Annotated in this window: 22 protein-coding genes; 14 read left to right on the forward strand and 8 right to left on the reverse strand. The window is 39.2% G+C overall.

Features of this window, described 5'->3' with window-relative positions; all coding sequences use genetic code 11:
- The first annotated feature begins 110 nt into the window (after nucleotides 1-110).
- The 7 genes from araA to IAE53_RS10720 all read left to right on the forward strand — a co-directional run bounded on the left by araA (nucleotide 111) and on the right by IAE53_RS10720 (nucleotide 8,084).
- A complete protein-coding gene (gene araA, locus IAE53_RS10690; RefSeq protein WP_148423431.1) occupies nucleotides 111-1,535 on the forward strand; it encodes an L-arabinose isomerase in 1,425 nt (474 codons plus the stop codon).
- A 10-nt stretch (nucleotides 1,536-1,545) separates the two neighbouring features.
- Nucleotides 1,546-2,925: a sugar porter family MFS transporter gene (locus IAE53_RS10695; protein ID WP_148423712.1), complete on the forward strand. Its 1,380-nt coding sequence runs from the start codon at nucleotides 1,546-1,548 to the stop codon at nucleotides 2,923-2,925.
- Between the two features lie 102 nt (nucleotides 2,926-3,027).
- Entirely contained in the window at nucleotides 3,028-4,647 is a 1,620-nt protein-coding gene (locus tag IAE53_RS10700) for a xylulokinase (protein ID WP_148423432.1), read from the forward strand.
- Nucleotide 4,648: 1 nt separating this feature from the next.
- Nucleotides 4,649-5,353, forward strand: a complete 705-nt coding sequence (locus IAE53_RS10705; RefSeq protein WP_010292618.1) for an L-ribulose-5-phosphate 4-epimerase — start codon at nucleotides 4,649-4,651, stop codon at nucleotides 5,351-5,353.
- Between the two features lie 15 nt (nucleotides 5,354-5,368).
- Nucleotides 5,369-6,403, forward strand: a complete 1,035-nt coding sequence (locus IAE53_RS10710; RefSeq protein ID WP_148423433.1) for a galactose-1-epimerase — start codon at nucleotides 5,369-5,371, stop codon at nucleotides 6,401-6,403.
- 36 nt (nucleotides 6,404-6,439) lie between these two features.
- Nucleotides 6,440-7,048, forward strand: a complete 609-nt coding sequence (locus tag IAE53_RS10715; RefSeq protein ID WP_010292619.1) for a DapH/DapD/GlmU-related protein — start codon at nucleotides 6,440-6,442, stop codon at nucleotides 7,046-7,048.
- A 40-nt stretch (nucleotides 7,049-7,088) separates the two neighbouring features.
- Complete coding sequence (locus IAE53_RS10720) at nucleotides 7,089-8,084, forward strand: aldo/keto reductase (RefSeq protein ID WP_148423434.1); 996 nt, start codon at nucleotides 7,089-7,091, stop codon at nucleotides 8,082-8,084.
- Nucleotides 8,085-8,172: 88 nt separating this feature from the next.
- On the opposite strand, the gene IAE53_RS10725 is transcribed toward IAE53_RS10720, so the two are convergent.
- From IAE53_RS10725 to IAE53_RS10750, 6 genes are all read right to left on the reverse strand, one after another.
- Entirely contained in the window at nucleotides 8,173-9,138 is a 966-nt protein-coding gene (locus IAE53_RS10725) for a beta-galactosidase small subunit (protein WP_148423435.1), read from the reverse strand.
- Complete coding sequence (locus tag IAE53_RS10730) at nucleotides 9,116-11,011, reverse strand: glycoside hydrolase family 2 TIM barrel-domain containing protein (RefSeq protein WP_200136487.1); 1,896 nt, start codon at nucleotides 11,009-11,011, stop codon at nucleotides 9,116-9,118. The genes IAE53_RS10725 and IAE53_RS10730 overlap by 23 nt, the downstream gene beginning before the upstream one ends.
- A 171-nt stretch (nucleotides 11,012-11,182) precedes the next feature.
- A complete protein-coding gene (locus IAE53_RS10735; protein ID WP_004914992.1) occupies nucleotides 11,183-11,626 on the reverse strand; it encodes a universal stress protein in 444 nt (147 codons plus the stop codon).
- Between the two features lie 392 nt (nucleotides 11,627-12,018).
- Nucleotides 12,019-13,302 carry a replication-associated recombination protein A gene (locus IAE53_RS10740; protein ID WP_148423437.1) on the reverse strand — a complete coding sequence of 428 codons (1,284 nt, stop codon included), beginning with the start codon at nucleotides 13,300-13,302 and terminating at the stop codon, nucleotides 12,019-12,021.
- A 7-nt stretch (nucleotides 13,303-13,309) separates the two neighbouring features.
- On the reverse strand, nucleotides 13,310-13,684 hold the full coding sequence (locus IAE53_RS10745) for a YueI family protein (RefSeq protein WP_010292632.1): 375 nt from the start codon (nucleotides 13,682-13,684) through the stop codon (nucleotides 13,310-13,312).
- A 94-nt stretch (nucleotides 13,685-13,778) separates the two neighbouring features.
- The gene (locus IAE53_RS10750) at nucleotides 13,779-15,008 is read right to left on the reverse strand and encodes an MFS transporter (RefSeq protein ID WP_148423438.1); all 1,230 of its coding nucleotides are present in this window, start codon (nucleotides 15,006-15,008) and stop codon (nucleotides 13,779-13,781) included.
- Nucleotides 15,009-15,120: 112 nt separating this feature from the next.
- On the opposite strand from IAE53_RS10750, the gene IAE53_RS10755 reads away from it, so the two are divergent.
- Nucleotides 15,121-16,854 (forward strand): ABC transporter substrate-binding protein, encoded by a 1,734-nt coding sequence (locus tag IAE53_RS10755; protein ID WP_200136486.1) that lies wholly within the window; start codon nucleotides 15,121-15,123, stop codon nucleotides 16,852-16,854.
- Between the two features lie 73 nt (nucleotides 16,855-16,927).
- On the opposite strand, the gene rpsD is transcribed toward IAE53_RS10755, so the two are convergent.
- Nucleotides 16,928-17,539, reverse strand: a complete 612-nt coding sequence (rpsD, locus tag IAE53_RS10760; protein WP_139968492.1) for a 30S ribosomal protein S4 — start codon at nucleotides 17,537-17,539, stop codon at nucleotides 16,928-16,930.
- Between the two features lie 305 nt (nucleotides 17,540-17,844).
- On the opposite strand from rpsD, the gene ezrA reads away from it, so the two are divergent.
- Complete coding sequence (ezrA, locus tag IAE53_RS10765; protein ID WP_148423440.1) at nucleotides 17,845-19,560, forward strand: septation ring formation regulator EzrA; 1,716 nt, start codon at nucleotides 17,845-17,847, stop codon at nucleotides 19,558-19,560.
- A gap of 48 nt (nucleotides 19,561-19,608) precedes the next feature.
- Entirely contained in the window at nucleotides 19,609-20,136 is a 528-nt protein-coding gene (locus IAE53_RS10770) for a GNAT family N-acetyltransferase (protein WP_148423441.1), read from the forward strand.
- Between the two features lie 39 nt (nucleotides 20,137-20,175).
- Here IAE53_RS10770 and IAE53_RS10775 read toward each other — a convergent pair whose 3' ends face one another.
- On the reverse strand, nucleotides 20,176-21,576 hold the full coding sequence (locus tag IAE53_RS10775) for an APC family permease (protein WP_148423442.1): 1,401 nt from the start codon (nucleotides 21,574-21,576) through the stop codon (nucleotides 20,176-20,178).
- Nucleotides 21,577-21,693: 117 nt separating this feature from the next.
- On the opposite strand from IAE53_RS10775, the gene IAE53_RS10780 reads away from it, so the two are divergent.
- The 4 genes from IAE53_RS10780 to IAE53_RS10795 all read left to right on the forward strand — a co-directional run bounded on the left by IAE53_RS10780 (nucleotide 21,694) and on the right by IAE53_RS10795 (nucleotide 25,847).
- On the forward strand, nucleotides 21,694-22,278 hold the full coding sequence (locus IAE53_RS10780; protein ID WP_148423713.1) for a guanylate kinase: 585 nt from the start codon (nucleotides 21,694-21,696) through the stop codon (nucleotides 22,276-22,278).
- A 284-nt stretch (nucleotides 22,279-22,562) separates the two neighbouring features.
- On the forward strand, nucleotides 22,563-23,756 hold the full coding sequence (locus IAE53_RS10785) for an aminotransferase class I/II-fold pyridoxal phosphate-dependent enzyme (RefSeq protein ID WP_200136485.1): 1,194 nt from the start codon (nucleotides 22,563-22,565) through the stop codon (nucleotides 23,754-23,756).
- Complete coding sequence (locus IAE53_RS10790; RefSeq protein WP_200136484.1) at nucleotides 23,749-24,738, forward strand: D-2-hydroxyacid dehydrogenase; 990 nt, start codon at nucleotides 23,749-23,751, stop codon at nucleotides 24,736-24,738. Before IAE53_RS10785 ends, IAE53_RS10790 begins: the two co-directional genes overlap by 8 nt.
- Before the next feature lie 35 nt (nucleotides 24,739-24,773).
- Entirely contained in the window at nucleotides 24,774-25,847 is a 1,074-nt protein-coding gene (locus IAE53_RS10795) for a PTS transporter subunit IIC (protein ID WP_148423445.1), read from the forward strand.
- The last annotated feature ends 53 nt before the right edge of the window (nucleotides 25,848-25,900 follow it).

Here is a 25,900-nt window from a genome sequence, read left to right on the forward strand (position 1 = left end):
GACAAATATTTTATTATGACATTGTAAGCGTTTCCAAAAGTGGCGATTCTAGAAAGCTAAATGATTTCGAAATGCAATACAATAACAAGTATTTTTTGGAGGAAAAATTAATGACAACAGAAGTGAAGCACAAGTTTTGGTTTGTTACAGGATCACAGTTTTTATACGGTCCAGAAGTTTTGGAGCAGGTGGCAGAAGACTCAAGAAAAATTATTAGTCAATTGAATGATTCTGGTAAATTACCATATCCGATTGAATTTAAAACTGTTGGTGTAACCGCCGAAAACATTACAGAAACAATGAAAGAAGCTAATTATGATGATAGTGTTGCAGGCATTATCACTTGGGCACATACCTTTTCACCGGCCAAAAACTGGATTCGTGGTACCCAATTACTGAACAAACCGCTTTTGCATTTGGCAACTCAAATGTTAAATACAATTCCTTATGACACTATTGATTTTGATTATATGAATTTAAATCAATCAGCGCATGGTGATCGAGAATATGCCTTCATCAATGCACGTCTACGACTAAATAATAAAATTATTTTTGGTCACTGGGCTGATGAAGACATTCAACTGCAAATTGGTAAGTGGATGGACGTGGCTGTTGCCTATGATGAAAGCTTTAAAATTAAAATTGTTACGTTTGCAGACAAGATGAGAAATGTTGCCGTAACTGACGGTGATAAAATTGAAGCCCAAATTAAGCTTGGTTGGACGGTAGATTATTGGGGGGTTGGTGATTTAGTTGAATATGTCAATTCAGTAGACGAATCAGACATTGACAAACTATATGATGATTTACAAGATCAATATGATTTTGTCCAAGGTGATAACAGCACTGAAAAATTCGAGCATAATGTGAAGTATCAACTGCGTGAATATATTGGTATCAAAAAGTTCTTAGATGATAAAGGCTATTCTGGGTTTACAACGAACTTTGAAGACTTAGTAGGACTAGAACAATTACCAGGCCTTGCTGCACAACTTTTGATGGCCGATGGTTATGGTTTTGCTGGAGAAGGGGACTGGAAAACAGCTGCTTTGACACGTTTGTTAAAGATTGTTTCTCATAACCAAGCCACAGCATTTATGGAAGACTACACACTTGATCTGCGTAAGGGGCACGAAGCTATTTTGGGATCACATATGCTTGAAGTCGATCCAACAATTGCTTCTGATAAGCCACGTGTGGAAGTTCACCCACTTGATATTGGTGGTAAAGAAGATCCAGCACGACTTGTCTTTACAGGTCGCTCTGGTGATGCTGTAGATGTTACGCTAGCAGACTTTGGAGATGAATTTAAATTAATTAGTTATGATGTTACTGGAAACAAACCAGAAGCAGACACACCATATCTCCCTGTTGCTAAGCAATTGTGGACACCGAAGGCTGGTCTTAAGGCTGGTGCCGAAAGTTGGTTAGCGGTTGGTGGTGGACATCACACAACATTGAGCTTCTCGGTTGATTCAGAACAATTAACAGACTTGGCTAATTTGTTTGGTATTAAGTTTGTTAATTTAAAGTGAGGATGTCATGATGCATAATACACCTACAAAGAAAATATCTAGTTCTTTCATTTATTTTTTCGGGGCATTTGGCGGTATTTTATTTGGTTATGATATTGGCGTAATGACAGGTGCTTTACCTTTTCTTCAGAAAGATTGGCATTTAACAGACGCTGGGACCATTGGTTGGATCACTTCAACTCTAATGCTGGGGGCGATTTTAGGTGGTGCATTAGCTGGTCAACTCTCAGATAAGCTAGGACGACGTAGAATGATTTTGGCTTCATCATTCGTCTTTGCTTTGGGGGCAATTATGGCCGGATTTTCACCGGATGATGGAGTTGCTTGGTTGTTAATTGCACGATTCTTGCTAGGATTAGCAGTTGGTGCCGCTTCAGCCTTAGTGCCCTCATATATGTCTGAAATGGCACCAGCTCGAACACGAGGACGTTTATCAGGTTTAAATCAATTAATGATTGTTTCTGGCATGCTGTTGTCATATATTGTTGACTACTTACTTCAGGAGTTGCCTCACATGTTAGCTTGGCGATTAATGTTAGGGTTGGCCGCTGTACCTGCTATTATTCTGTTTTTAGGAGTCCTTAGACTGCCTGAGTCCCCAAGGTTTTTGGTTAAAATGAATAAACTTTCAGAAGCAAAACAGGTCCTGACCTTTATTCGAACAGATGCTGAGGTGGAACCTGAATTAGCAGATATTCAAAAAACGGTCGCCATTGAGTCAGGTGCGCAAAAGAATATTACTTTAGCAACTTTGTTTTCAAGTAAATATCGGTACCTAGTAACTGCCGGAATTGGTGTTGCCGCATTTCAACAGTTTATGGGAGCCAACGCGATTTTCTATTACATTCCATTGATTGTTGAAAAGGCAAGTGGACAAGCTGCTTCAAGTGCTTTACTCTGGCCGATTGTTCAAGGTGTGATTTTAGTTTTGGGTGCACTACTGTATATGGTAATTGCCGATAAGTTTAAGCGCCGCACATTGTTGATGTTAGGTGGCACAATTATGGCTTTGTCATTTTTGATGCCGGCTGCCTTAAATGCACTTGTGGGATCAGATAAGTTTCCACCAATGTTAATTGTTGTGTTCCTATCGATATTTGTTGCGTTTTATTCCTTTACATGGGCACCTTTGACATGGGTACTGGTGGGAGAAGTCTTCCCATTAGCTATTCGAGGTCGTGCCAGTGGATTAGCATCATCGTTTAATTGGTTGGGATCATTTGCTGTTGGATTACTGTTCCCTATTATGACGGCTGTAATGCCTCAAGCAACAGTATTTGCGATTTTCGGTGTTATTTCTATCATTGCAGTTTTATTTATCAAATTTGCGGTACCAGAAACACATGGCAAAACACTAGAGGAAATTGAAGCACAAGGGACAAATCATTAGACGATACGACAAGTTTACATGATTTATCTGTATCAGTTTAAAAGCGCTAATCAGATAAATGAAAACTGATTAGCGTTTTTTATTTAAAGGAGAAAAATGTCAATGACACCGAAAGAAATTAAATCAGCTTTGCAAAAAGGGAAAGTCGCTCTTGGGGTAGAGTTTGGTTCTACTACTGTCAAGGCAATACTGACTACTGAAGATTTTCAAACAATCGCTTCGGGTAGCTACGAATGGGACAACAACTTTCAGGACGGTCTGTGGACCTATGCGATTTCTGATGTTTGGTTGGGTCTGCAAACTGCGTATCGCAATTTAAAACAAAAAGTTGAAGATGAATACGGAGTTAAGATAAATAAAATTAGAACTATGGGATTTTCAGCCATGATGCATGGATACCTGGCATTTGATAAAGAAAATACATTATTGGTACCGTTCAGAACTTGGCGGAATGCCATAACAGGTGAAGCTGCTACAGAATTAACAAAACTTTTTGATTTTAATATTCCGCAACGGTGGAGTGTAGCTCATTTGTATCAAGCTATTTTGAATCAGGAATCACACGTTAAAAACATTGATTTTATAACGACTTTGGCCGGATATGTCCATTGGCAGTTAACAGGTAAAAAAGTTATTGGTGTTGGTGATGCGTCAGGTATGTTTCCGATTGATGAGCAAACTAGTCATTATAATCAAGAGATGATGACAAAATTTAGTGCACTTAAATCAGTACAACAATATCAATGGCAAATTGAGGATATCTTACCAAAACCATTGATCGCAGGTCAGAACGCAGGCAATTTAACTGAAAATGGCGCCCATCTTTTGGATCCTACTGGTGACTTAGAGTCTGGTTCTATCATTGCACCGCCGGAAGGAGATGCTGGAACTGGTATGGTGGCGACGAATAGTGTCAAAAAAAGAACAGGAAACATTTCGGTAGGAACTTCCATTTTTTCCATGATTGTCTTAGAAAAGAATCTTGAGCACGTGTACAGCAATATTGACATCGTGACAACACCAACCGGTTTACCTGTGGCGATGGTACATGCTAATAACTCTGCTTCAGATTTAAACGCATGGGCAAAATTATTTAGCGAATTTGCTCATAAAATTGGGAGCGATATAGCGACTAACAAATTATACGAAGTATTGTTTAACGCGGCTTTGAATGAAGCAGAACCCGACGCGGGCGGATTGACAGGATATGGTTATTATTCTGGTGAAAATATTACAGCTATACCAGAAGGTCGACCACTATTAGTTCGTCAACCAGATTCAAAATTTACAATTGGCAACTTGATGCGTATGCATTTATTTACAGCGTTCGGTGCCATCAAAATTGGTATGCGAATATTGGCAGATGAACAAGTATTGACTGATAACATTGTGGCCCAAGGAGGTGTTTTCAAAACACCGATTGTGGCACAAAAACTTTTGGCTGATGCTTTAAACACTGATATTACTGTTATGCAGACTGCAGGAGAAGGCGGACCTTGGGGCATGGCCTTATTAGCATTGTTTACTGCCAATAAAGCCCAAAATCAATCTTTAGATGACTTTTTAGAAAACAGTGTATTTGCCGAACAGCAATCTGAGACACTTTCACCTGACAAAAAAGACGTTGCAGGATTTGAATCGTTTATGAAACGATATATTGACGGATTAGAAATAGAATTGGCTGCTGTAAAAAATCTACCAGCTAAGAAAGGTAATGAATAAAATGTTAGAGGATTTGAAACAAAAAGTTTACGAAGCCAATTTAGCACTACCTGCTAATAACTTAGTGACTTTGACTTGGGGTAATGTATCACAAATAGACAGAGAAAAAAGATTGTTTGTGATTAAGCCGAGTGGTGTTGATTATGATAAACTAACGGCTTCAGACATGGTTGTGGTCGACTTGGAAGGTAACGTCGTTGAGGGTGATTTGAACCCATCAAGCGATACGCCAACGCATGCCTTTTTGTACAGACACTGGGAACAGATTGGCGGAATAGTACACACACATTCTAAATGGGCTGTGGCATTTGCGCAGGCAGGTGTTCCTGTTCCAGCGGCAGGTACAACACATGCAGACACGTTTTATGGCGATGTCCCAATTGCAGATCGTTTGACCAAAGAAGAAGTTGATGGTGAGTATGAGTTAAATACTGGTAAGTCCATTGCTAGGGTATTTGATCGTGAAAATATAGATCCTTTGGCAGTTCCTGGTGTTTTAACGAATGATCACGGGCCCTTTACTTGGGGTAAGGATGCCATGGATGCAGTGCACAACGCAATTGTTCTTGATGTTGTCTCTGAAATGGATTTTCATACCATGCAATTAAATCCTTCTCAAGACGTTCATGTGCCACAATATTTATTGGACCGTCATTATTTCCGTAAACATGGGGCCAATGCTTATTATGGGCAAGGTAAACATTAAAGGGGGAAGTTAATTATGGACATCACTGAAAGTAGCTTTGGTGGTTCAGCGAAGCTGTATACTTTGGAAAATGATCAAGGTGTTCGATTGAGTGTTACCAATTTTGGAGCTAGGATTGTCCGCCTACAGGTGCCAATTAATGGTGTGTATCGGGATTTAGTTTTGGGATTTGATTCTATGGCTGAGTATTTAGAAAAAGATCACTTCATGGGCGCCACTATCGGTCGAGTAGCAGGCAGAATCGCCGCGGGTCGTTTCAATATTGATGGGAAAAAGTATCAAACACCACTAAACGAGAATGGCAATACATTACATGGTGGGCCAGACAGTTTTGAGACAAAATTATGGCAATCACAAAAAAATATTACTGATGAGTTGATTGCGGTTACCTTTACGTATAATAGTCCCGCTCAGGAGAATGATTTTCCTGGTAGCGTGACTGTTGAGGTCACTTACAGTTTAGATAATGCTAACGGTTGGGGAGTTGATTATAAAGCACATAGTGATGTAGCGACTTTATTCAATCCAACCAATCATGTTTATTTCAATTTGGATGGCGATCCGTCAAAGAGTGTTGGCAATCATAGTTTGCAGATTGATGCCCACCAATTTGCACCGTTAGACCAACATCATTTAACAACTGGTTTGCAACAGACGGTGAATGACAGTACTTTTGATTTCAGAAAACCAAAAAAAATAGCAGAAGTATTTACGACAGATAATCCTCAAAATCAACTGGTAAATGGGCTAGATCATCCGTTTTTTTTGGATAAAAAACATAATAATCAAGTAGCCGCCAAGTTAACATCAAGTGATGGACTAGTCGCTGTTAATTTAACAACGAGCTCACCAGCAGTTGTGATATTTACCGCAAATTTTGGAACAGATTTCAGTCTTCCAATGAGAAGAGGTCTATTCAAAAATCATGGTGGCATTACACTGGAAACACAAGTGGCTCCCGGAGCAGAACGCTATCCAGAATTTGGTAATATTATTTTAGATTCAAATTTACAGTATCATGAACGTACTTTGTTTGGCTTGGATTTTTAATCATGAGATTTTTGTAAATGAATAAATAGGTATAGTATGTTGGCAAAAGAATTAGACGCATTTGAAATAGAAAAATTAAAGAGAAAACCAATTGTACAGAAATTACTAGATGGAAATTGGTATCAGTATGGAAAAGAACCTGAATTGCAAAAAATTGTTAAAGCCAGCTCGCAAGCTATTCAAAATATTAATGATATAGCTAAACATGATTTTGACAAAGCATTGCAAAAAATTAAAGTTATTGCCCCAAATATTGATGCAAGTGTTGAAATTTATTTTCCTATAAGTAGTATCGAGTATCCAGAAAATGTCATTATTAAGCCAGGTACATTTATCAATTCAGGACTGCAAATACTCAGTGCGGGTATAGTTAAAATAGGTAAAAACTGTTTTATTGGTCCAAATTGTTCATTATATACACCCAATCATCATCCTTATGATAAAATACTGAGAAGAGAGGGTTGGCAATATGATGCAGGTATTACTATAGGCGATGATTGTTGGTTCGGTGGCAACGTGACGGTTTTGCCTGGTGTCAGCCTAGGTGATAATGTGGTTGTTGGTGCGGGAAGTGTCATTACAAAAAGTTTTGGTGATGATGCTATCATTGCTGGTAACCCAGCTAGAATAATTAAGAATTTATAGTTATATTTTCCATAAAATGATGCAATGAGGGAGGTCTCTAATGTATAGTGCAAATACAGATCGCTATCAAAAAATGATTTACAATCGTTTGGGAGCCAGCGGACTTAAAATATCTGCTGTTTCTCTTGGGCTATGGCATAATTTTGGTAGTGTCGATTCTTTGGAAAATCAAAAGAAGATTATCCATCAAGCATTTGACCTAGGAATAACATACTACGATTTGGCTAATAACTATGGTCCAGTTCCAGGCAGTGCCGAAGAGAATTTTGGCCATGTGCTTTCTCGAGATATGAAGGCATATAGAGATGAAATGATTATCAGTAGTAAAGCTGGCTATCATATGTGGGAAGGACCGTACGGTGATTGGGGTTCTCGAAAAAGTATTATAGCTAGTGCTAATCAGAGTTTACAAAGAATGGGTTTAGAGTATTTTGACATTTTTTACTCACATCGGCCTGATCCTAAAACACCTATTGAGGAAACAGCACTTGCATTGGATCAATTAGTTCGTGAAGGTAAAGCTTTGTATATCGGTGTTTCTAACTATGATGGCAAACAAACATCTGCTATTTCTAAAATTTTTCATGAATTAAAGACCCCCTTTGTTGTTAATCAATCAAGATACAATATGTTTAACAGAAAGATAGAAGGTGATTTACTTCCGGTTTTGAAAGATAATAATAAAGCAGCTGTTGTTTTTAGTCCATTAGCGCAAGGATTATTAACAAATAGATACTTAAATGGCATTCCTGATGATTCGCGAGCGGCCAAATCTTCAAGTCCTTTTCTTAAAAAGGAACAGGTGGAGAAAACATTGAACACAGTTAAAGAGTTAGAATGTGTTGCGGAAAAAAGAGAACAGACTTTAGCTGAAATGGCTATTGCATGGAATTTACGACAAAAAGAAGTTTCATCAGTTATAGTAGGTGCTAGTCGAAGTGAACAGTTGCAAAATAGTGTAAATGCACTCAAAAACTTAACCTTTAGTGTCGAAGAATTGAAGATAATTGATAAAATATTAGATGATGTTGACTGAGTGAAAGAACGGTGTAAAAAACAATATAAAAAGTAGAGGATACATTGGTCAGCCAATATATCCTCTATTTTTTTACTGTTAAGTTATGTCACTGAAAAGGTACAATTGTAAAATCGAAAGCATGATCAGTTTCGCCGGGAATATGATATTCTGGCTCAACGTCAGTACCCCAGCTGTCTATGCCACCTACACCTCGAACGGCACCATAAATTGTGATGACGCTACGTCTAGGCAGGGGGAGTTCCTCAATATGTGTGGCGCTTTCAAGCTCAATTGCAGTATAAGGTAGTGCGGAAAAAGCAAATGGTTGTGTATGTTGATTAAAAGTAAGGCGGTTAATTGACGTACTATGGTCGTGTGTTTGCTGTGACGCTGCGTTTTTGACTGTTAGATAATGAGTTGCCATGTGCATGCCCATTTCTTGTGGTACCAGATAAGGTGTTAGCGGTAGGCCAACAATGTCAAACGTTCCTGTTAAGGCGCCTGCTTGTCGATCAGGGTAAGTTTCGCCAGATAGACCAGTATATTGAAAACCGTCAGCGACTTCTGGCATGATAAAGCTTAATCCTAAAGCTGGTAATTCTGGTAATCCAGTGGTCCCAGTGTAGTTTACTGTGATTGTGATGTTGCCGTTTTGACTCACTAAATAGGTAACATCAACTGTTGTTTGTGGTGTTGTAGCTGTTAAAAAGCCGAAGGTAATGGCCACATTTTTAGCAAAAATCTCATTTGAAAAACGATTGTTATCCGGTGCGGTTGGCAAGCCAAGGCTTTTATCGTCTATTTTAACGTTGATATCTTTTAGCGTTATGAACATGTCTGCGCCAAACCAAGCTGCTGATTGAGTTGAAAAATGACTACCACGATCATTATCAGTTGTTGCGCGCCAAAACGTTAATTTTGGTACACGGTACAGCCATTCTGCTGCGTTGACAACGAGGGACTCTAGTCCACCTTTTTCATAACTAAAAATATAGTCAAAGCTGTTACCATGTAACCCAAGCGTACCATCTCCATATACAACATGTAACTCATTCATTGTCATAGCGTCCATAATAATATCTGACCTCCTGCATGGCTGGCTTCTCTTGACGGTTGGCAAAAACGATACCATCACCTGAAAATTCATAATCTGAATGGCGATCATTAAAATCACCACCATATCTTAACACTTGCTGACCAGTAACTTTATCGGTTACGTACAAAGCTTGATCAATATAATCCCAAATGAAGCCACCTAAATAACTATCAAATTCATCAAAAAGCTGCATATAATCACCTAAACCACCAACTGAATTACCCATACTATGCATATATTCACAATTTAAATAAGGTTTTTTGGGATGGTTGGTGAGATAATCTTGGATTGCTTTTGGGTGTGCATACATTCGGCTTTCCACGTCAGATATGCGATCCTCATCAATACGATTTTGAAAAACACCTTCATAATGGGTTAGACGTGAGTCATCAACTGATTTGAAGTAGGCGTCCATTGCTGCAATATTGTCACCTGTATAGGATTCATTGCCCAATGACCAAAACAAAATTGCAGGATGATTTTTAAATTGTTCAAAATTGGATTTGGCGCGATCTAAAACAACGTCTTGCCATTCAGGAATTGAACCAGGAACATTATACGATGGCTCGACAGCGCCCATTTTTTGCCATGAACCATGGGATTCTAGGTTAGTTTCCGCCATCATATAAATGCCATTTTGATCGCATAAATTGTACCAAGGTATTTGGTTTGGGTAGTGAGATGTACGCACTGCATTGATGTAGTTGTCTTTAAAGATACTAATATCTTTTGCCATGTCGCTCATTGTGATCGCGCGACCGCCTGTTGGGCTCCATTCATGACGGTTGACGCCATTTAAGCGCAATGGCACATTGTTAAGTGTGACACGATTATGACTATCTTTGTGCAAACGACGAAAGCCAAATGAATAAGGAACAACAGCAATAATATTTTGATTAGCATCAAAAATCGTGATGAGTAATTGATATAAATTAGGGTGCTTGTGCGACCATAATGCAACGTTTTCAATGACTGCACTTGAAGGCGTAACGTGACTATTAATAGCAACGGTTTCTTGCCAAACAATGTTTTGCGATGGGTTTTGAACCACTATTTTGGCACTTGTACCAGTTAATTTGCCGTCAAAAGATAGTGACATTGACAAATTGCCTGTGTGCAATTGTTTGTCTACGGTAGGCTTGAGAAACAAGTCTACCAAGTTTACCTGAGGCATTGCAAGCAATCGCACGCTACGAAAGATACCTGAAAAACGGAACATGTCCTGATCTTCAATAAAGGCAGCTGTACTGTATTTATATACTTCAACTGCTAATTTATTTTCACCCGCTTGCAAATAAGGTGTTAGATCAAATTCAGCTTGTGAAAAACTATCTTCAGAATAACCAATAAAATGACCATTGAGCCACAGATACATCGATTTTTCAACACCATCAAATTGAATATGAACGTCATGTTTAGCAAAATTGTCTGGTAACGTAAATGTTTTGATGTATTGACCAACGGTATTGTCTGCCGCTTCACTGAAAAGACCTTTATATGATTTGTCGTGACTTAGAGAATATGGTGGGCGTCGATAGATTTTGCCTTCCCAAGGGTAGAGTGTATTGATGTAGTGAATTTGACCAAATCCTTGTAACTCAATATGTCCCGGAACTGCAATGCGATCGAAGTGGTCAGCGTCAAAATCAATTTTTTCAAAGCCAATCAGTCGCTGAGATGGATTTTCTGAAAAATGAAATCGCCAGTCACCATCTAAACTTTTAATAAAACTCGATTGCTTTTGTTTGATTTCATCTGTCGTTCGGTATATGGTGTGATCACTATGAGCTGGCAATTTACCAACGCGAAAGACGCGTGGATCATCTAACCATTCCAATTTTTCTAGCATAATGTCTCCTTTATTAGCATAATAATGAAACCGCTTACAATAGAATTTTACCATAAATTAGTAAATATTTTATAGAATTTATTTGATGATTACTAAATATTTTTTAGTCACAACTAAACGACAAATTCAAAAAAAAACAACCTCAACATGAGATTGTTTTTTTTGAGGCGCTTAGCCACGAACAACTAATACGTCTGTTTTGGCAGTGCGAGTTACAAATTCAGTTACTGAACCAATAACTAAGCGTTCTACGGCGTTCAAGCCAGTAGCACCAATAACGATTAGATCGGCATTTACTTCACTTGGGACATCTTTAGCAATCAATGCTTTAGGTGATCCATATTCAATTAAGTAGTCAACATTTTTGACACCAGCCTCGGTTGCTTGAGCCTTGTACTTTTCTAAGCTTTTGCGTGTTTCATCTGACACAGCTTCAACCATGGTGTCATCGAAACTAGCAACGTTTTGGAAAGCACGCGTATCAATTACGTTCAAAATTGACAAAACACCGGCATCGCCAGCATCCAGTGTTAATTCAATGGCGCGAGACAGGGCAGCTTCAGATTCTTTTGAGCCATCCATAGGTACCAAAATCTTGTGATAGTTTGCTGTCATAATAACTTCCTCCATAAAACGTGTTCCCACGGTTTTTCTTTACACCTTTAGTATAGCGCTTTCATACTGAAATTAGTAGTAAATTGTCTATTATTTCACAGAATAGTCTAATTCCAATAAAAAAGCGTTCACAAATGTGAACGCACGGGTCATGCCCGGAATACTCAATTGATACCGTTAATCGTTGCGCAGATTTTCCTCGAAATTATCGAGGTGGATGGTGCATCAAGATTGTCAGATTACCGAATGAAAGGGCAGATCTTCTAAGTCAAGAATTCCCAACCGAAAATAAAGGTTGTAAGGAAAAAGCTGATGATGCAACAATGCGTATATCTGAGTAATTCAAAATATATTATAACGCGAAAAGATTTTGAACAACAGTCTTGACATTTTCAGCTTAAACCTTTTTGTTGTTGTGATTTTAACGACTGATAAACATCACGGAATTGCTTTTCGGTTTTGGAATTACCTTTTGGTTGGAAGTAAGTTTTGTTTTTGAGTTTGTCTGGTAAATATTGTTGCGGCACCCAGTCATTATCAAAATCATGCGGATAAATGTAGCCCACACCATGACCAAGATCTTGCGCACCTTTGTAATGCGCATCTTTCAAGTGGTCTGGAATATCTGAAATTTTACCACTGCGCACATCACTGAGAGCGTTATCAATTGCAGTATAAGCAGCATTTGATTTTGGTGATAAAGCGAGTTCGATTATGGCGTTGGCCAATGGAATGCGCGCTTCTGGAAATCCGAGCGTTTGTGCGGCCTGAATGGCTGTTATAGCGCGTTGTGCTGCAGCTGGATTAGCTAAACCGATGTCTTCATACGCAATCACAGTTAATCGTCGCGCTAGGATTGGTAAATCGCCAGATTCAATAATGCGCGCTGCATAATGCAACGCAGCATCAGCGTCTGATCCTCGAATTGATTTTTGTAGCGCAGAAATAACATCATAATGTGCATCGCCATCTTTGTCTGCTGACAATGCCTTGCGTTGCACCGTTTCTTCAATAATAGGCAAGGTAATATGGATGATATTATCTTTATCTGGTTTTGTGGATAATACAGCGAGCTCCAAACCATTGAGTGCACTACGAAGGTCGCCATTAGTTGCTCGTGATAATTGTGTTAATGCATTATCATCAAGCGCAACATCATATTCGCCCAGCCCTTTTTCTTTATCATCTAGTGCACGTGCAACGGCACTTTTAATATCCTCAGCACTAAGACTATTCACCTGAAAAATCTGTGTACGGGAGCGGATGGCTGGTGTGACGTTGATATATGGATTTTCGGTGGTAGCACCGATTAGAATAATTGCCCCTGATTCAAGGTGTGGCAACAAAAAGTCTTGTTTAACTTTGTTCAAACGATGAATTTCGTCGAGCAATAATACGACTGTACCAGACATTTTGGCTTCTTCAGCAACAATTTGCAGATCTTTTTGACTATCAGTTGCTGCGTTAAGCATACGAAAAGCATATTTTGACGAACCAGCAATCGCACTAGCGATTGAAGTCTTACCTGTACCGGGTGGACCATATAAAATCATGGAACTCAAGCGATACGCAGCGACCATACGCCAAATAATCTTGCCTTCACCGACAAGATGTTGTTGACCAACAATTTCTTCAATTTTTGTGGGGCGCATACGGTACGCAAGCGGTTGTTGCATGAGGCACTTATCCTAAATAAATATTATCAACATTAACAGCGGTGTTGGCTGCTAGTAAAACGGCGATTGGATCATCTTGCTGATGGCTTTTGGTTGCATCAGATAGTAGCGTGAAAGGGTGCTTGCTTTGCGTAGCTAGACCAACGTATTTAGCAAAATAGTCGCCTGCGAGATTTTGGTCGATCAGCACTTTCCCAATGCTGTGTGATTTTAACGAAGTGGCAAAAGCTGATTGTATTGCAGTACTGCCAAGTTGCGAAACTTTAACAGCAACAATAACACGTTCTCGAAACGTGCCAAGGTAGCGGCTTTGTTCGTCAGGATTAATTTTTGGTGTGCCGTTACCAAGTTGCTCTTGCTGTAAGCGTTCATTGATGTCCATATTTTTCTCCGATACGTTTGATACTTCCATTATACGTTATCTGAGAATGGTTTTTCATGTTTAGATGAGGATTTTTGCGGATCAATTTTATTTGTCAAGTTTGAACGTGATGAGCCTCAAACATTTTTAGTGATAGTAACGTTAAAATAATAGCGCCACCGCCTAGAAATAAAATCAGGATGCCGATGAGTGAATTAGTGAGTAGTGGTGATCCAACTAAAACCAAGCTAGCCAATATTTTACCTAGTTGAAAGATACTACCATTGAAAGCAATATAGGCGCCACGCTGGCTTTTGGGCATTAAAATAGCCAACTGTACCTGTCGAGTTGGCACATACATGAGTTCTCCAAAAGATAGAATTAAGCTTGAAATAAGGAGTGGTAAAAAAGTGATTGTGGTTGCTTGCAAAGCATAGCCAATCGTGAATAATAATGTGCCAATTGTGAAAATATAGCGCGTATTATATCGCGCAATCCAATTTGAAAACAGCGCAGTGAAAAATATAATAATTAATGTGTTGATTGTCGTTAACACGCTAATCATTTTAACGCCGTTCAGTGGCACAGTAAATATTGTCGTGTGAACGAATTTTTCTGCAAGATGAATTGCAATATAATTTGTCCGTTGAAATTCAACCGCAAGCAATAAAATGCCACCTAACGTGAAAATGAGAAATGGTAAATCTTTGAAGACGGGCTTATAGTGTTTGAAGACAGCAAGCATGCCGATTTTTGGTGAGGATTTTTGGTTGCTTTGATAGGTTTCGGTAATTGAAAAAATCGTCAATAAGAGTGATAAAGTGTTAATTATCACGAGCGTAGAAGATAATGTTATGAAGTGTGATTCAAATAACCAACCGCCAAGCATGCTGCCAATCATTAAGGATAAGTTACTAGCCCAATAATTGATGGCATACATAAAGGCACGTGTTGTTTTAGTCGAAACATCGATTAACATTGCCTCGCTGGCTGGGCTAAGCAAGCCACTAGCAATATTGCCAATTGACATCATGATAAAGGTTAGCCAAGGCAGATGGTATACTGGAATGTTTGCCAAAAAAATACCAGCTGATCCGATTAGTTTAATGGTTTCACCAGTAATCAATAAAGGTCGCCGTCCATACATATCTGTCAAATGACCACCATAAACACCGGCTAAAAAAGCAATGACGATATTAATCATCATTAAGATTCCTGCTGTTTGTGCATTATAGGCATGGGATAAATAGATAGCCATAAATGGGAAAATCAGTGAACTACCAAAACGACTTAAAAATTGGATTTTGATACGAGCTTTAATATTAGGATGTAAAGTTTGCCACATGAGATTATTTCTCGCTTTCATAAGTGCATGTTATGATTATAAAATGGACATTAATTTTGTAAAACGGACTTCGTTAAAATAAAATGTCTACTTTTACAGCAGGAATATGAAAATGATTAGCAAAATTTACATTGAATTACGTCTTCATTATTTAAAATTTGGAACAATTGTTCAGTTTAGAATCCAAGAATTAGCTGATTTTTGGGCGGTTTCAGTTAAACAAACGCAACGAAGATTGCGGCACTTTTCGGATGACGGATTGTTAACTTATGAACCGGGACGAGGACGTGGTCATTTGTCACAAATTCATTTTTTGAATGATTTTCGCGTTGAGTTAACAGACACGATGCGTCATGCAATCACCATAAATGATACTGACGTGATGTTTTATCTCTTTCAACTAGGCGTACCGACAAGTTGGTTGGCACAATTTCGTCGTCAATTAACAAATCTTTTAGGATTACAAGTGCAAGATGATCATAAAAGAATCTTAAGGCAAGTTTCGACGCGTAAAATAACGTCATTAGACCCAGTTAACGTGGCTATTCATCATGAATATGAATTAGCTATGCAACTAGGTGATACGTTAATCAAATATGACAATGGTTTACAACCAGGATTAGCACACCATTGGACGTCAAATCAATCGGCGACGATCTGGACTTTCTATTTACGTAAAGGGGTGCAATTTCATAATGGCAAAGAAATGACCAGTCTTGATGTCAAAAAGACATTTGAGCGTGTGCAACAGCGAGTAGGTGATCGCTATTGGCAGTTGATCAATCTTGTAAAAATAGTTCCGCGAGCCACAGACGTCGTTGAATTTTATTTTAGTGCTTCTGAACCACTATTTGCGAGATTTGTTGTCGACGCCAAATATATTATTATTGATTGTGATTCATCAATTGATAATCTTCATTGGATTGGAACGGGCGCTTTTGAAGTGGTTGAAAGCACAAATGACATCTTTAGGTTGAAAGCTTTCAATAATTATTATGGTTTTCGCGCCATGATTGATGAGGTTCAGTATCTGTTAGTTGATGACGATAATATCGCCAAACATTTATTCAATCCCGAAGACTACGGCAATTATGACTATATAAAAAAACAACGTGCTATACCTGGTGCTGAATTTGTCATCGTGAACATGAATCGCAAGACTATTATTCAGAACGTATTAGTGCGGGAAGCGTTATACAACATCATTGATATGCGTTACTTTGATAGGCATTTGGGTGATATTGCCAGTCATTACAACCGTGAGGATTCTATTGCAGATCATAGTAAATCGATGCAGCAGGCCCAAAATTTAATCAGGAAATCTGGTTATTCCGGCGAACCAATTGTTCTAGGTGTGCTTTCGCATATCAAATCGGCTATTGATATGGCAAAGGGGATACAAGAACGCGCACAACAAGCTGGTATTTATATTGAAATTTTGTATTATAGTTTCACAAATGATTACTATTCCGATGTTTTGGAGCAACAAGTAGATCTCGTCATGTTAGCTGATGTCCCAATGAACGACGACGAATTTGCTTATATAGAATTTTTAACAAGCCCGACATTGTTGGTACAAAAGATGTTAACAATTGATTTGAAAAATGATTTACAGCAAATGGTTATTCAATTCAAACAAGCACCAACTATAGAACAGCGACATACTATATATTTGACGATTGATAATTGGTTAACAGATCATTTTTTCGTGATTTATACAGTTCATGCGGTTCGTGATGTCTATATCCATCAATTTCTAGCTAATGGTGAATATGGAAATGACTATAAAAACGCGTGGCAAATGCCAAAAGGACACAAAAAAAGCACAACCGAACGTGATATGTAACCAAAAGTTAAAGCAACTTTTTGGTGTACTATCATGAATGGTGGTGCTTTTTAAACCGAATTGAATTAAGTTATTAACCCAAACGGTTGTAGTATTCGACGATCAACGCTTCGTTGATTTCGGCATCTAGTTCTTCACGTTCTGGCAAACGAACTAAAGTACCTTCAAGCTTTTCGGCATCAAATGATACGAATTGTGGACGAGCCACTACTGATTCAACAGCAACTTGGATAGGCAAGATGTTCTTTGACTTCTCGCGAACTGAGACAACTTGACCAGGTTGAACGTTGTATGATGGGATATCAACGCGCTTACCATCAACCAAGATGTGACCGTGGTTAACTAATTGACGTGCTTGTTGGCGTGTCGTTGCCAAACCAAGACGGTAAACCAATGAATCCAAACGTTGCTCCAACAAGATCATGAAGTTAGTACCGTGAGTACCCTTACGGATCTTACCAGCTTTGTTAAACAAAGAATGGAATTGACGTTCAGTCAAACCGTATGTGAAACGCAACTTTTGCTTTTCACGCAATTGTGTACCATATTCAGAAATCTTAGCGCGACGGCCGGCACCGTGATCGCCAGGTGCGTATGCACGACGTGACAATTCTTTACCAGTACCAGACAATGAAACACCCAAGCGACGAGAAATGCGCCACTTTGGACCTGTATAACGTGACATGTATATGTCCTCCAAAATGTAGTTTGCTGTACATTTGAGGGTAAGCACCAGATGCGTGCAGCGCCGAACTTGACGTTTCTCAGAACCAGTAGCTATGGCCTTACTAACGATTTGGGGCGCTGTTGACGCGCTTCTTTACTTACTGCTACTCAATTTAACAACTTCTCCCATAGTACCAGAAACCTAAGGAAATAGCAAGTTCTTAAGAAAGCTGTAAACGATTTGAGATTTAGCAAACGTCCTTTAATTCAGCTAAATAAGTGATAATATTGAGAGTGAAAATTAAAAGGTCGGAAACTATCTCTATGTTCAATTTTACAATTCTAGCAATTATATTAGCACTTGTGGTTATTGCCTATTTGGCAGTCTTTGTTTTACAAAGAGCCACTGTCAAAAAGGTCAATGAACTGAAAGCTCGGAAAGCCCAACTCGAATCGCTCAAGGTTCGTAATGAGTTGGTTGAGGCACGTAAGCTGTCCTTGACAGGGCAATCACTCAAAAATTATCAAAAATTTGAAAGTGACTATAACGACGTTCAAAATAATAAATTTTTGAAAATTGATCAACAAGCCAATTTGGTTCTTTTTGAGGCGCGCGGGATCAATATTGTTAAAACACGCCGTGAAATGGTGCGTTTGCAATCAATGGTTGATGATACAGAGACGACCATTAAAGACGTACGCGCAGGTTTGTCGGATTTGAAGAAAATTGATGAAGCGCATCGAGAAGCAATTCGTGATCTTAAAAAGAAGTATGAAGACTTACGCAAACGTTTACTGGCCGAAAATTTCAAGTTTGGTCCGGCCAATCCTGCACTTGACCAGTTTTTGAGTCAACTTGAAGGTGATTATGATGAATTCACCCGTTTGACTGAAGCGGGTGATCATGCCACGGCCTCAGACATTTACGAACAACTTGCCATGGAAACCACACAAATGGAAAACATGATGCAAGATATTCCGGCTTACTTTGACAAATTGAACGTTAAATATGTTGAACAATTAAATGAACTCGCGCAGGGACATGCACAGTTGGTGGCTGATGGCTACGTGTTCCCAAATGATAGCGTGGAGCAAGAATTACAAGCGATTGATGGGCAACGCCAACAAGTGTTAAACTTACTGGCTGATCTTAAATTAAAAGAAGTTGCTGAGCAAAATGGTTACATTGAAACACGTATCGACAATATGTACGATACAATGGAAACTGAAGTCAAGGCACGCCAACATGTTGTTAAAAACGCGAATAACTTATCATCTGATTTGTTGCGCTTGCGAGAACAAAATCAAGCTTTGACAATTGAATTAGATCGTTTGGGACAAAGTTTTCAATTTAATCACCAAGAGTTGGAAACCCGACGGACATTACTTGAACAAATTAATACGGCGGAAGCACAAATTGATCATAATGATGATTTGTTAGAATCCAAAGAAATTTCATATAGTGAGTTGCGAATTCAACAAGAAAAACTCTTGAAGCAGTTTGCCGAAATTGAAACACAACAAGTTGAAATTTGGGACAAGATTTCCGGATTGGAAAAAGCAGATCGTTCAGCCCGTCAGCTTGGCGGTCAATATCAACAAGAAATTGAAAATATTAAACACGCTGTTGAACGCCTTAATTTACCAGGTTTGCCAGCGGTTTATCTGGAATATTTCTACGCTGTATCCAATGAATTAGAACGATTGGCTAAGTCTCTAAATGCTAATTTGATTGATATGGATGAAGTCCAACGTCAGCTTAACATTGTCTCTGCCGATATTGATACATTAAAAGAAAAGACAGATGATATTGTTGACGAAGCCGCACTAACTGAGCAACTATTGCAATATTCAAATCGTTATCGTGCTTCAAGTGAGCGGGTAGCTGCCGCTAGCGAGCAAGCACGTATGTTTTATGAACGAGAGTACAATTTCAAACAGGCAATGGACGTCTTGGGGCCAGCACTTAATAGTGTTGAACCTGGTATATATGAAAAAATTGTTGATTCCTATATGCGTCGTAAAACGCCATTGTCCTAAAAGTCATCACAACCGTGATGGCTTTTTACATTAAGAATGAGGCAACAAATGAAACAAGTTAATGATTACCCAGAAATTCAAACTGAGCGTTTGCGGCTTCGTCGCGTTCGTCTATCGGATGCGTCGGCAATGCTAATATATATGAGCGATGAAGATACAGTACGTTGGTTATCTGGAGTAAGAAAACAAACGATTACCGAAATAGCACAATCTATTCGTGATTATTTTTGGCACGATGAACCCGGCACCATGAAATATGCCATTGCTGATTTGGAAACTGATGAGTTGATTGGTACAATTGATTTTCGATACCATTCTAATCAAAACGATGCAGAAATTGGTTATGTTTTGACACCACAACGGCGTGGCAATGGCTATGTTAGTGAAGCAGTGAGAGCATTGCTTCACATCGGATTTACAGAATTAGCCATTAACGTTATTTGGATTGGACATGATCAAGGTAATGTTCGAAGTCGGCGGGTTCCTCAGCGACTTGGTTTTCATACTGAAGGTGTAGATTCAAAAGGACACCAAATTTGGATATTGACTAAGAGTCAGTATCTTGCAATGCAATAATAAAAGGATTCATCTATCTGTTAGATGAATCCTTTTATGTTAAGACATTTTGGAATGCTTGATACCATAGGCAAAATACCAAATAATACCAATCACAAGCCAGATACCAAACATTTTGAGCGTTTCAGCTGACAACTGTGAGATGAAAAACAGACTCAACAAACCGCCGATGAATGGTATGACAGGATAGCCGGGAACTTTGAAACCATCATGAGCTAAGTCTTTACGACGCCGTAAAATCAGTATACCAAAGTTGATAAACATGAAAGCAACTAAGGTTCCGGCGTTGATTAAACTAGCCAAAGTACTTAATGGAATCAAACCTGCAAAAATCATTTCGATGGCAACGGCCACAATCAATGCATTGACGGGTAAATGAGATCCTTTTGAAATGCGCCCCAGTGAGCTTGGTAGCAAACCATCTCTACCGAAAGAATACGCTAATCGTGATGAGGCATAAACAAGCGCTAAGACGGCTGTAAACATACCAATTAGTGCACCAACCGTGATGACAACAGAGAATTGTGTTTGATGAACGACTTGTAAAGCAAAAGCAGCAGGATCATCAACACCTAATTTTTTGTAGTTAACAATACCAGTTAAGACGATTGAGAAAAGTGTATAAAGCAAGGCAGAAACAATGACTGTACCAACAATACCTCTTGCCATCGTCTTTTGAGGATTTTTAACTTCGGCAGCATGCGCAGCAATTGTATCAAAACCAAGAAAGGCAAAAATAATGCTAGCGGTAGCTGCCCAAATACCATTCAATCCACCAAGACCGCTGTGAAATTCTTTTGGATAGAATGGGACATAATTGGTTGTTTTAATGAAAAACGAGCCACCAATAATGAATAGTGCAAGGATGACAATTTTTAAAACGACTGCTCCGTTTTCAATCTTTTTCGAGGTGCTAAGACCACGAGAAAGAATTGCTGCCACAATCAGAATAATCAGCATGGCAAATAAATTCACCACACCACCTTCCATTGGACCTGCCATGAGTGCCTTTGGCATATGGATATTAAATATTGTCAGTAAGTTGCCTAAATAAGCAGAAAAGCCAGTGGCAATAGCAGAAACAGCGAGAAAATATTCGACAATTAAGGACCAGCCCAGTAGCCAACCAATAATTTCACCATAAATCACGCCGCCGTAAGAATAGGCTGAACCAGCCACTGGCATCGCTGATGAAAATTCAGCAAACGCCATACCAGATAAACCAGAAAAGACTGCCGCAATCAAAAAAGCGATCGCCACAGCCGGTCCAGCATGCTCAGCCGCTTCGTGACCAGGCAAAATAAAAATACCTGTGCCAATAACAGTTCCAACCCCTAGACTGATCAAATCTTTGGTGGTTAAGACACGCTGCATGTGTGAATCAGCAGCAATATAATTATTGACTGACTCCCGTTTAAAAGCTCTTGATAATATAGACATAATAATTCTCCAACAAAATTTTAATAAATCAATAACTATTATTTTATCAATTTAACACGCTCTTGTCTAACGGTGTTTGAGGTTTTACGTTACAATGAAAGATAAGGAATTTAGATGATGAAAAATAATAAAGTGTTTGTTATAACGGGAGCGACTGGCGTTGGGAAAACCACCATTGCGCGCTACTTACAAGAAACCTATCATATGCCAAGGGTAATTACACACACGACCAGAAAGCCACGTGAGCGTGAAGAAAATGGCGGTGCTTACTATTTTGAAACAAATGATAGTTTCGAAAAAAATCATTATTTAGAACGGGTCATGTACGCGGGTTCAAAATATGGCTCTTCGCACGAGGCTTTGGCATTAGCGTGGGCGCAAAGTAATTTTGCGACGATCGTTTTGGATACGGCAGGTGCAATTACTTACGCACGAGAACTGGGTGAACAAGCTGTCATTATTTTTGTGACAGTAACGCATCCAGATGTGTTAATTGAGCGGGTCCAAATTCGTGGGGATGACCCGTCAATCGTGCAACAGCGGATTGCTTCACCGGAATTCATGCGCGATGTGACATTGCCTGAAGCGTTGAGAGGAATTGCCTACCAATTAGAAAATGATGATTGGGCGAAGACAAAAGCACGATTAGATTTGATTGTAACGGACGTTATGAATGGTAGAAGTCTACCTAAAAAAATATAAACTGTGATTTTTTTTAGAATATGCTTGACATAAAATAATTTTGGCATTATAATTATCTCATAATTTAAAAAGGTATTGGTTATATGACACGTACACATCGCGCAATTTCAGTAAATTATTACTTTAAGTATTTCGACTAATCGTCCTAATACTTAAAGCATTTTGCGTAGGTATTCGGACAACGTTCCGAATGCCGCGATGAGTTCATTATTAATGAGCAAACGCACATTCGGATAGTCGTCCGAGTGTGCGTTTTATATTTGTTTTGATTAAGGAGAATGAAAATGGAAGTTAAACCGGAATTATTGCAATCGCTGAATAAAAATCTTTCGCTGGTTGGACCATCAGCGATACGTGCTTTTGATGTAGAAGTTAGTGCCATTCCAAATATTATTAAGTTGACATTGGGTGAACCAGATTTCAATGTTCCGGAGCATATCAAACAAGCTGCAATTCAATCAATTATTAATGATGATTCGCACTATGCTGCCTCGAATGGTACATTGGCACTGCGTCAAGCGGCTGCCAACTTTTTACAAGATCGCTATCAAGTTAATTATGATGCTGAATCTGAAATTATTGTGACAGTTGGTGCCACAGAAGCAATTTATGCAACGCTAACAACGATACTTAATCCTGAAGATAAAATTATTTTGCCAACGCCTATTTTCCCTTTGTACATTGCCGTAGGCTTAGTTGACGGTGCGCAACCTGTTTATATTAATACAGCACCAACTGATTTTATTCTTACACCGGATTTGTTGAAAGCTGCGATTGCCGAACATGGTGACGCTATTAAAGCTGTGGTTCTGAACTTTCCATCTAACCCCACTGGCGTCACGTACAGTGACGAACAGGTTAAAGCATTGGCTGACGTGCTGCGTGAAACTAATATTATCGTCATCTCTGATGAAATTTATTCAGAACTTTCGTATGATAATGATCATGTTTCAATGGCAAAATATCTCCCAGAACAAACAATTGTGCTAAATGGCGTATCAAAATCACATGCCATGACAGGTTATCGTATTGGAATTTTGGCTGGACCAGCAAAACTAGTGCAAAAAATTGCTATGATTCATCAATTTACAATTACAACTGCCTCAAATCCGGCAATGGCAGCCGCGACAGAAGCGCTAGGTACGGAAGCTGGTCGTCAAGATACTTTGGATATGAAGGCAGCCTATCGTCAGCGTCGAGACTTTGTCTATGAACAAATGACATCATTAGGATTTCAAGTTGCTAAACCGGATGGCGCGTTTTACATTTTTGCTAAAATTCCAGCTGGCTACTTGCAAGATGATTTTGAATTTGCGCGCGACTTAGCTAACAAGAATGGCTTAGCTTTGATTCCGGGCTCTTCCTTTGGACCTGGCGGAGAAGGGTACGTTCGTTTGAGCTACGCAGCAGCAATTGAAACGCTTCAAGAAGCAATGTCGCGTTTGACATTATATATGAAAGAAAATAAAAATGACTAAAATTTTAATGACTAGTGTTCGAAATGATGAAGAAGAGGCGATTGATGCCTACGCCAAATTGCATCACATTGAAATAGAGATTTCTCGAGATGAGTTTCATCCAGAAACAATGCCCGATTTAACAGATATTGATGGTTTGGTGATTCAGCAAACTGCTGCAATAGGTGGCGATCAATCATTTTACAATCAACTAGCGCAACAAGTTGGCCAAATTGCGACGCGTACAGCGGGATATGACATGATTGAGGTCGACTTGGCCAAAAACGCCGGATTAAAAGTTACTAATGTGCCAGCCTATTCTCCAAGATCAGTAGCAGAAATGGCCCTGATGCAAATTTTCCGTTTACTACGACGAACACCAGAGTTTGATGCGCGTATTGCACAAAATGATTTCCGCTGGGCAGGCTTGCAGTCGAGAGAAATTCATTCTGTGACAGTTGGTATCATTGGTGCTGGTCGTATTGGTGGTACATTAGCTGGCTTACTTCATGCGCTGGGGACAAAAGTTTTAGCTTATGACGTTAAACCGCGTGAGGAACTACGAGATATTGTGACGTACGTTTCTAAGGAAGATCTCTTATCTCAGAGTGACGTGATTAGTTTGCACGTTGACTTGAATGACACATCTGTTAATTTACTATCTGCTTCTGATTTTTCTCAAATGAAAGATGGTGGCTTACTCGTCAATGCCTCTCGTGGTCCAGTGATTAACACTGATGATCTTATTGATGCATTAGATAATGGCAAGTTGCATGCTGTTGCTTTAGACACTGTAACCGACGAGTCACCAGTTTTTAACCATGATTTACGAAAAACAGGGGTAGCAGATGAGCGCATTAAAAAGTTATTGGCGATGCCAAATGTCCTCTTAACACCACATATTGCCTTTTTCACGAATATTGCTGTTGCTAACATGGTAGATTTTGCCTTAGATGATGTCTTAACTCTTCTGTCAGGCGCCACTTCACCACATGAAATATAAAAAAGCGCTTTTTAGCGCATACATAAGGAAAAAATATGACAACACTCACTCAAAACATTCAAAAACGAACAAATCCCTTATCAATCAAACAGTTCATCATTAATGTCTTAAATGGCACTAGTTTGGGTATTGTTATTACTTTAATTCCTGGAGCGCTAGTCAGCCAGTTGCTCTTATTGTTTTCTGGTAATCAAATTGCGACTCAAATTGGCTTCATGACAACCTTGATTCAAAGTGCGTTACCAATTGTTGCGGGATTTGCAGTAGGGCAAATTTTTAAATTGTCGACTATTGATTCTGGTTCCATTGGCTTAGCGATGTTTGTTTCAGCTGGCGTTGTAACGAATACGCCCAAGGGGATGATTATTGGTGGAACGGGCGTTGTGCTTAATATCATTTTAGTAGCGCTACTTGCCACGGCATTGGTTAAATTAACTGAAACAATTTTTGGACACTTGAAAATGTTACTCCAACCGCTGTTTGTACTTGTTGTTGCGGGCGGAATTGGTTTAATTACTTTAGATCCTCTCAGACGCGTGCAAATGGTCATTGGGTCATGGGTTGCGCAAGCCACTGATTTAACACCTATTCTGATGGGGGCTGTACTAGCGGCAGCGTTTGCATTTTTAGTGGTTTCACCATTATCATCGGTTGGAGTAGCAATGGCCATTAGTTTGACCGGAGTGGGATCTGGTGCCGCAAACGTTGGTATCACGGTCGCAAGCTTCACTTTGGCTGCAATGGGTGCCAGTGTGAATCCGCTGGGTGGAACCTTGGCACACTTTGTTGGTTCGCCAAAGATTCAGATGGCTAATATGCTAACAAAACCAAAGCTCTTCTTGCCAACAACTATAGCGGCCGCTATAATGGGGGCTATTTCCACTTTGCTAAACATCAAAGGAACGCCTTTTTCAGCTGGTTTTGGATTTTCCGGCCTCATTGGTCCTTTAACGGCGTTTAATGAAGCTGGAAAAACGGGAATGGCCATGTTGAATGTGATCATTGTGTTTGTTGTTTTACCAATTTTGCTTGCGTTAGGGATGAAGTGGTTGTTTATGACTAAAATAAATATGATTCAACCGGAAGATTTAAAGTTAACATTGAAGTGAGCTATTAAGATAAGGTAAAGGGCGGGGTGGATGAAGCGAACGAGAGAGAGGAG

The organism is Leuconostoc sp. S50 (assembly GCF_016624925.1).
Classification (GTDB): Bacteria; Bacillota; Bacilli; order Lactobacillales; family Lactobacillaceae; genus Leuconostoc; species Leuconostoc pseudomesenteroides.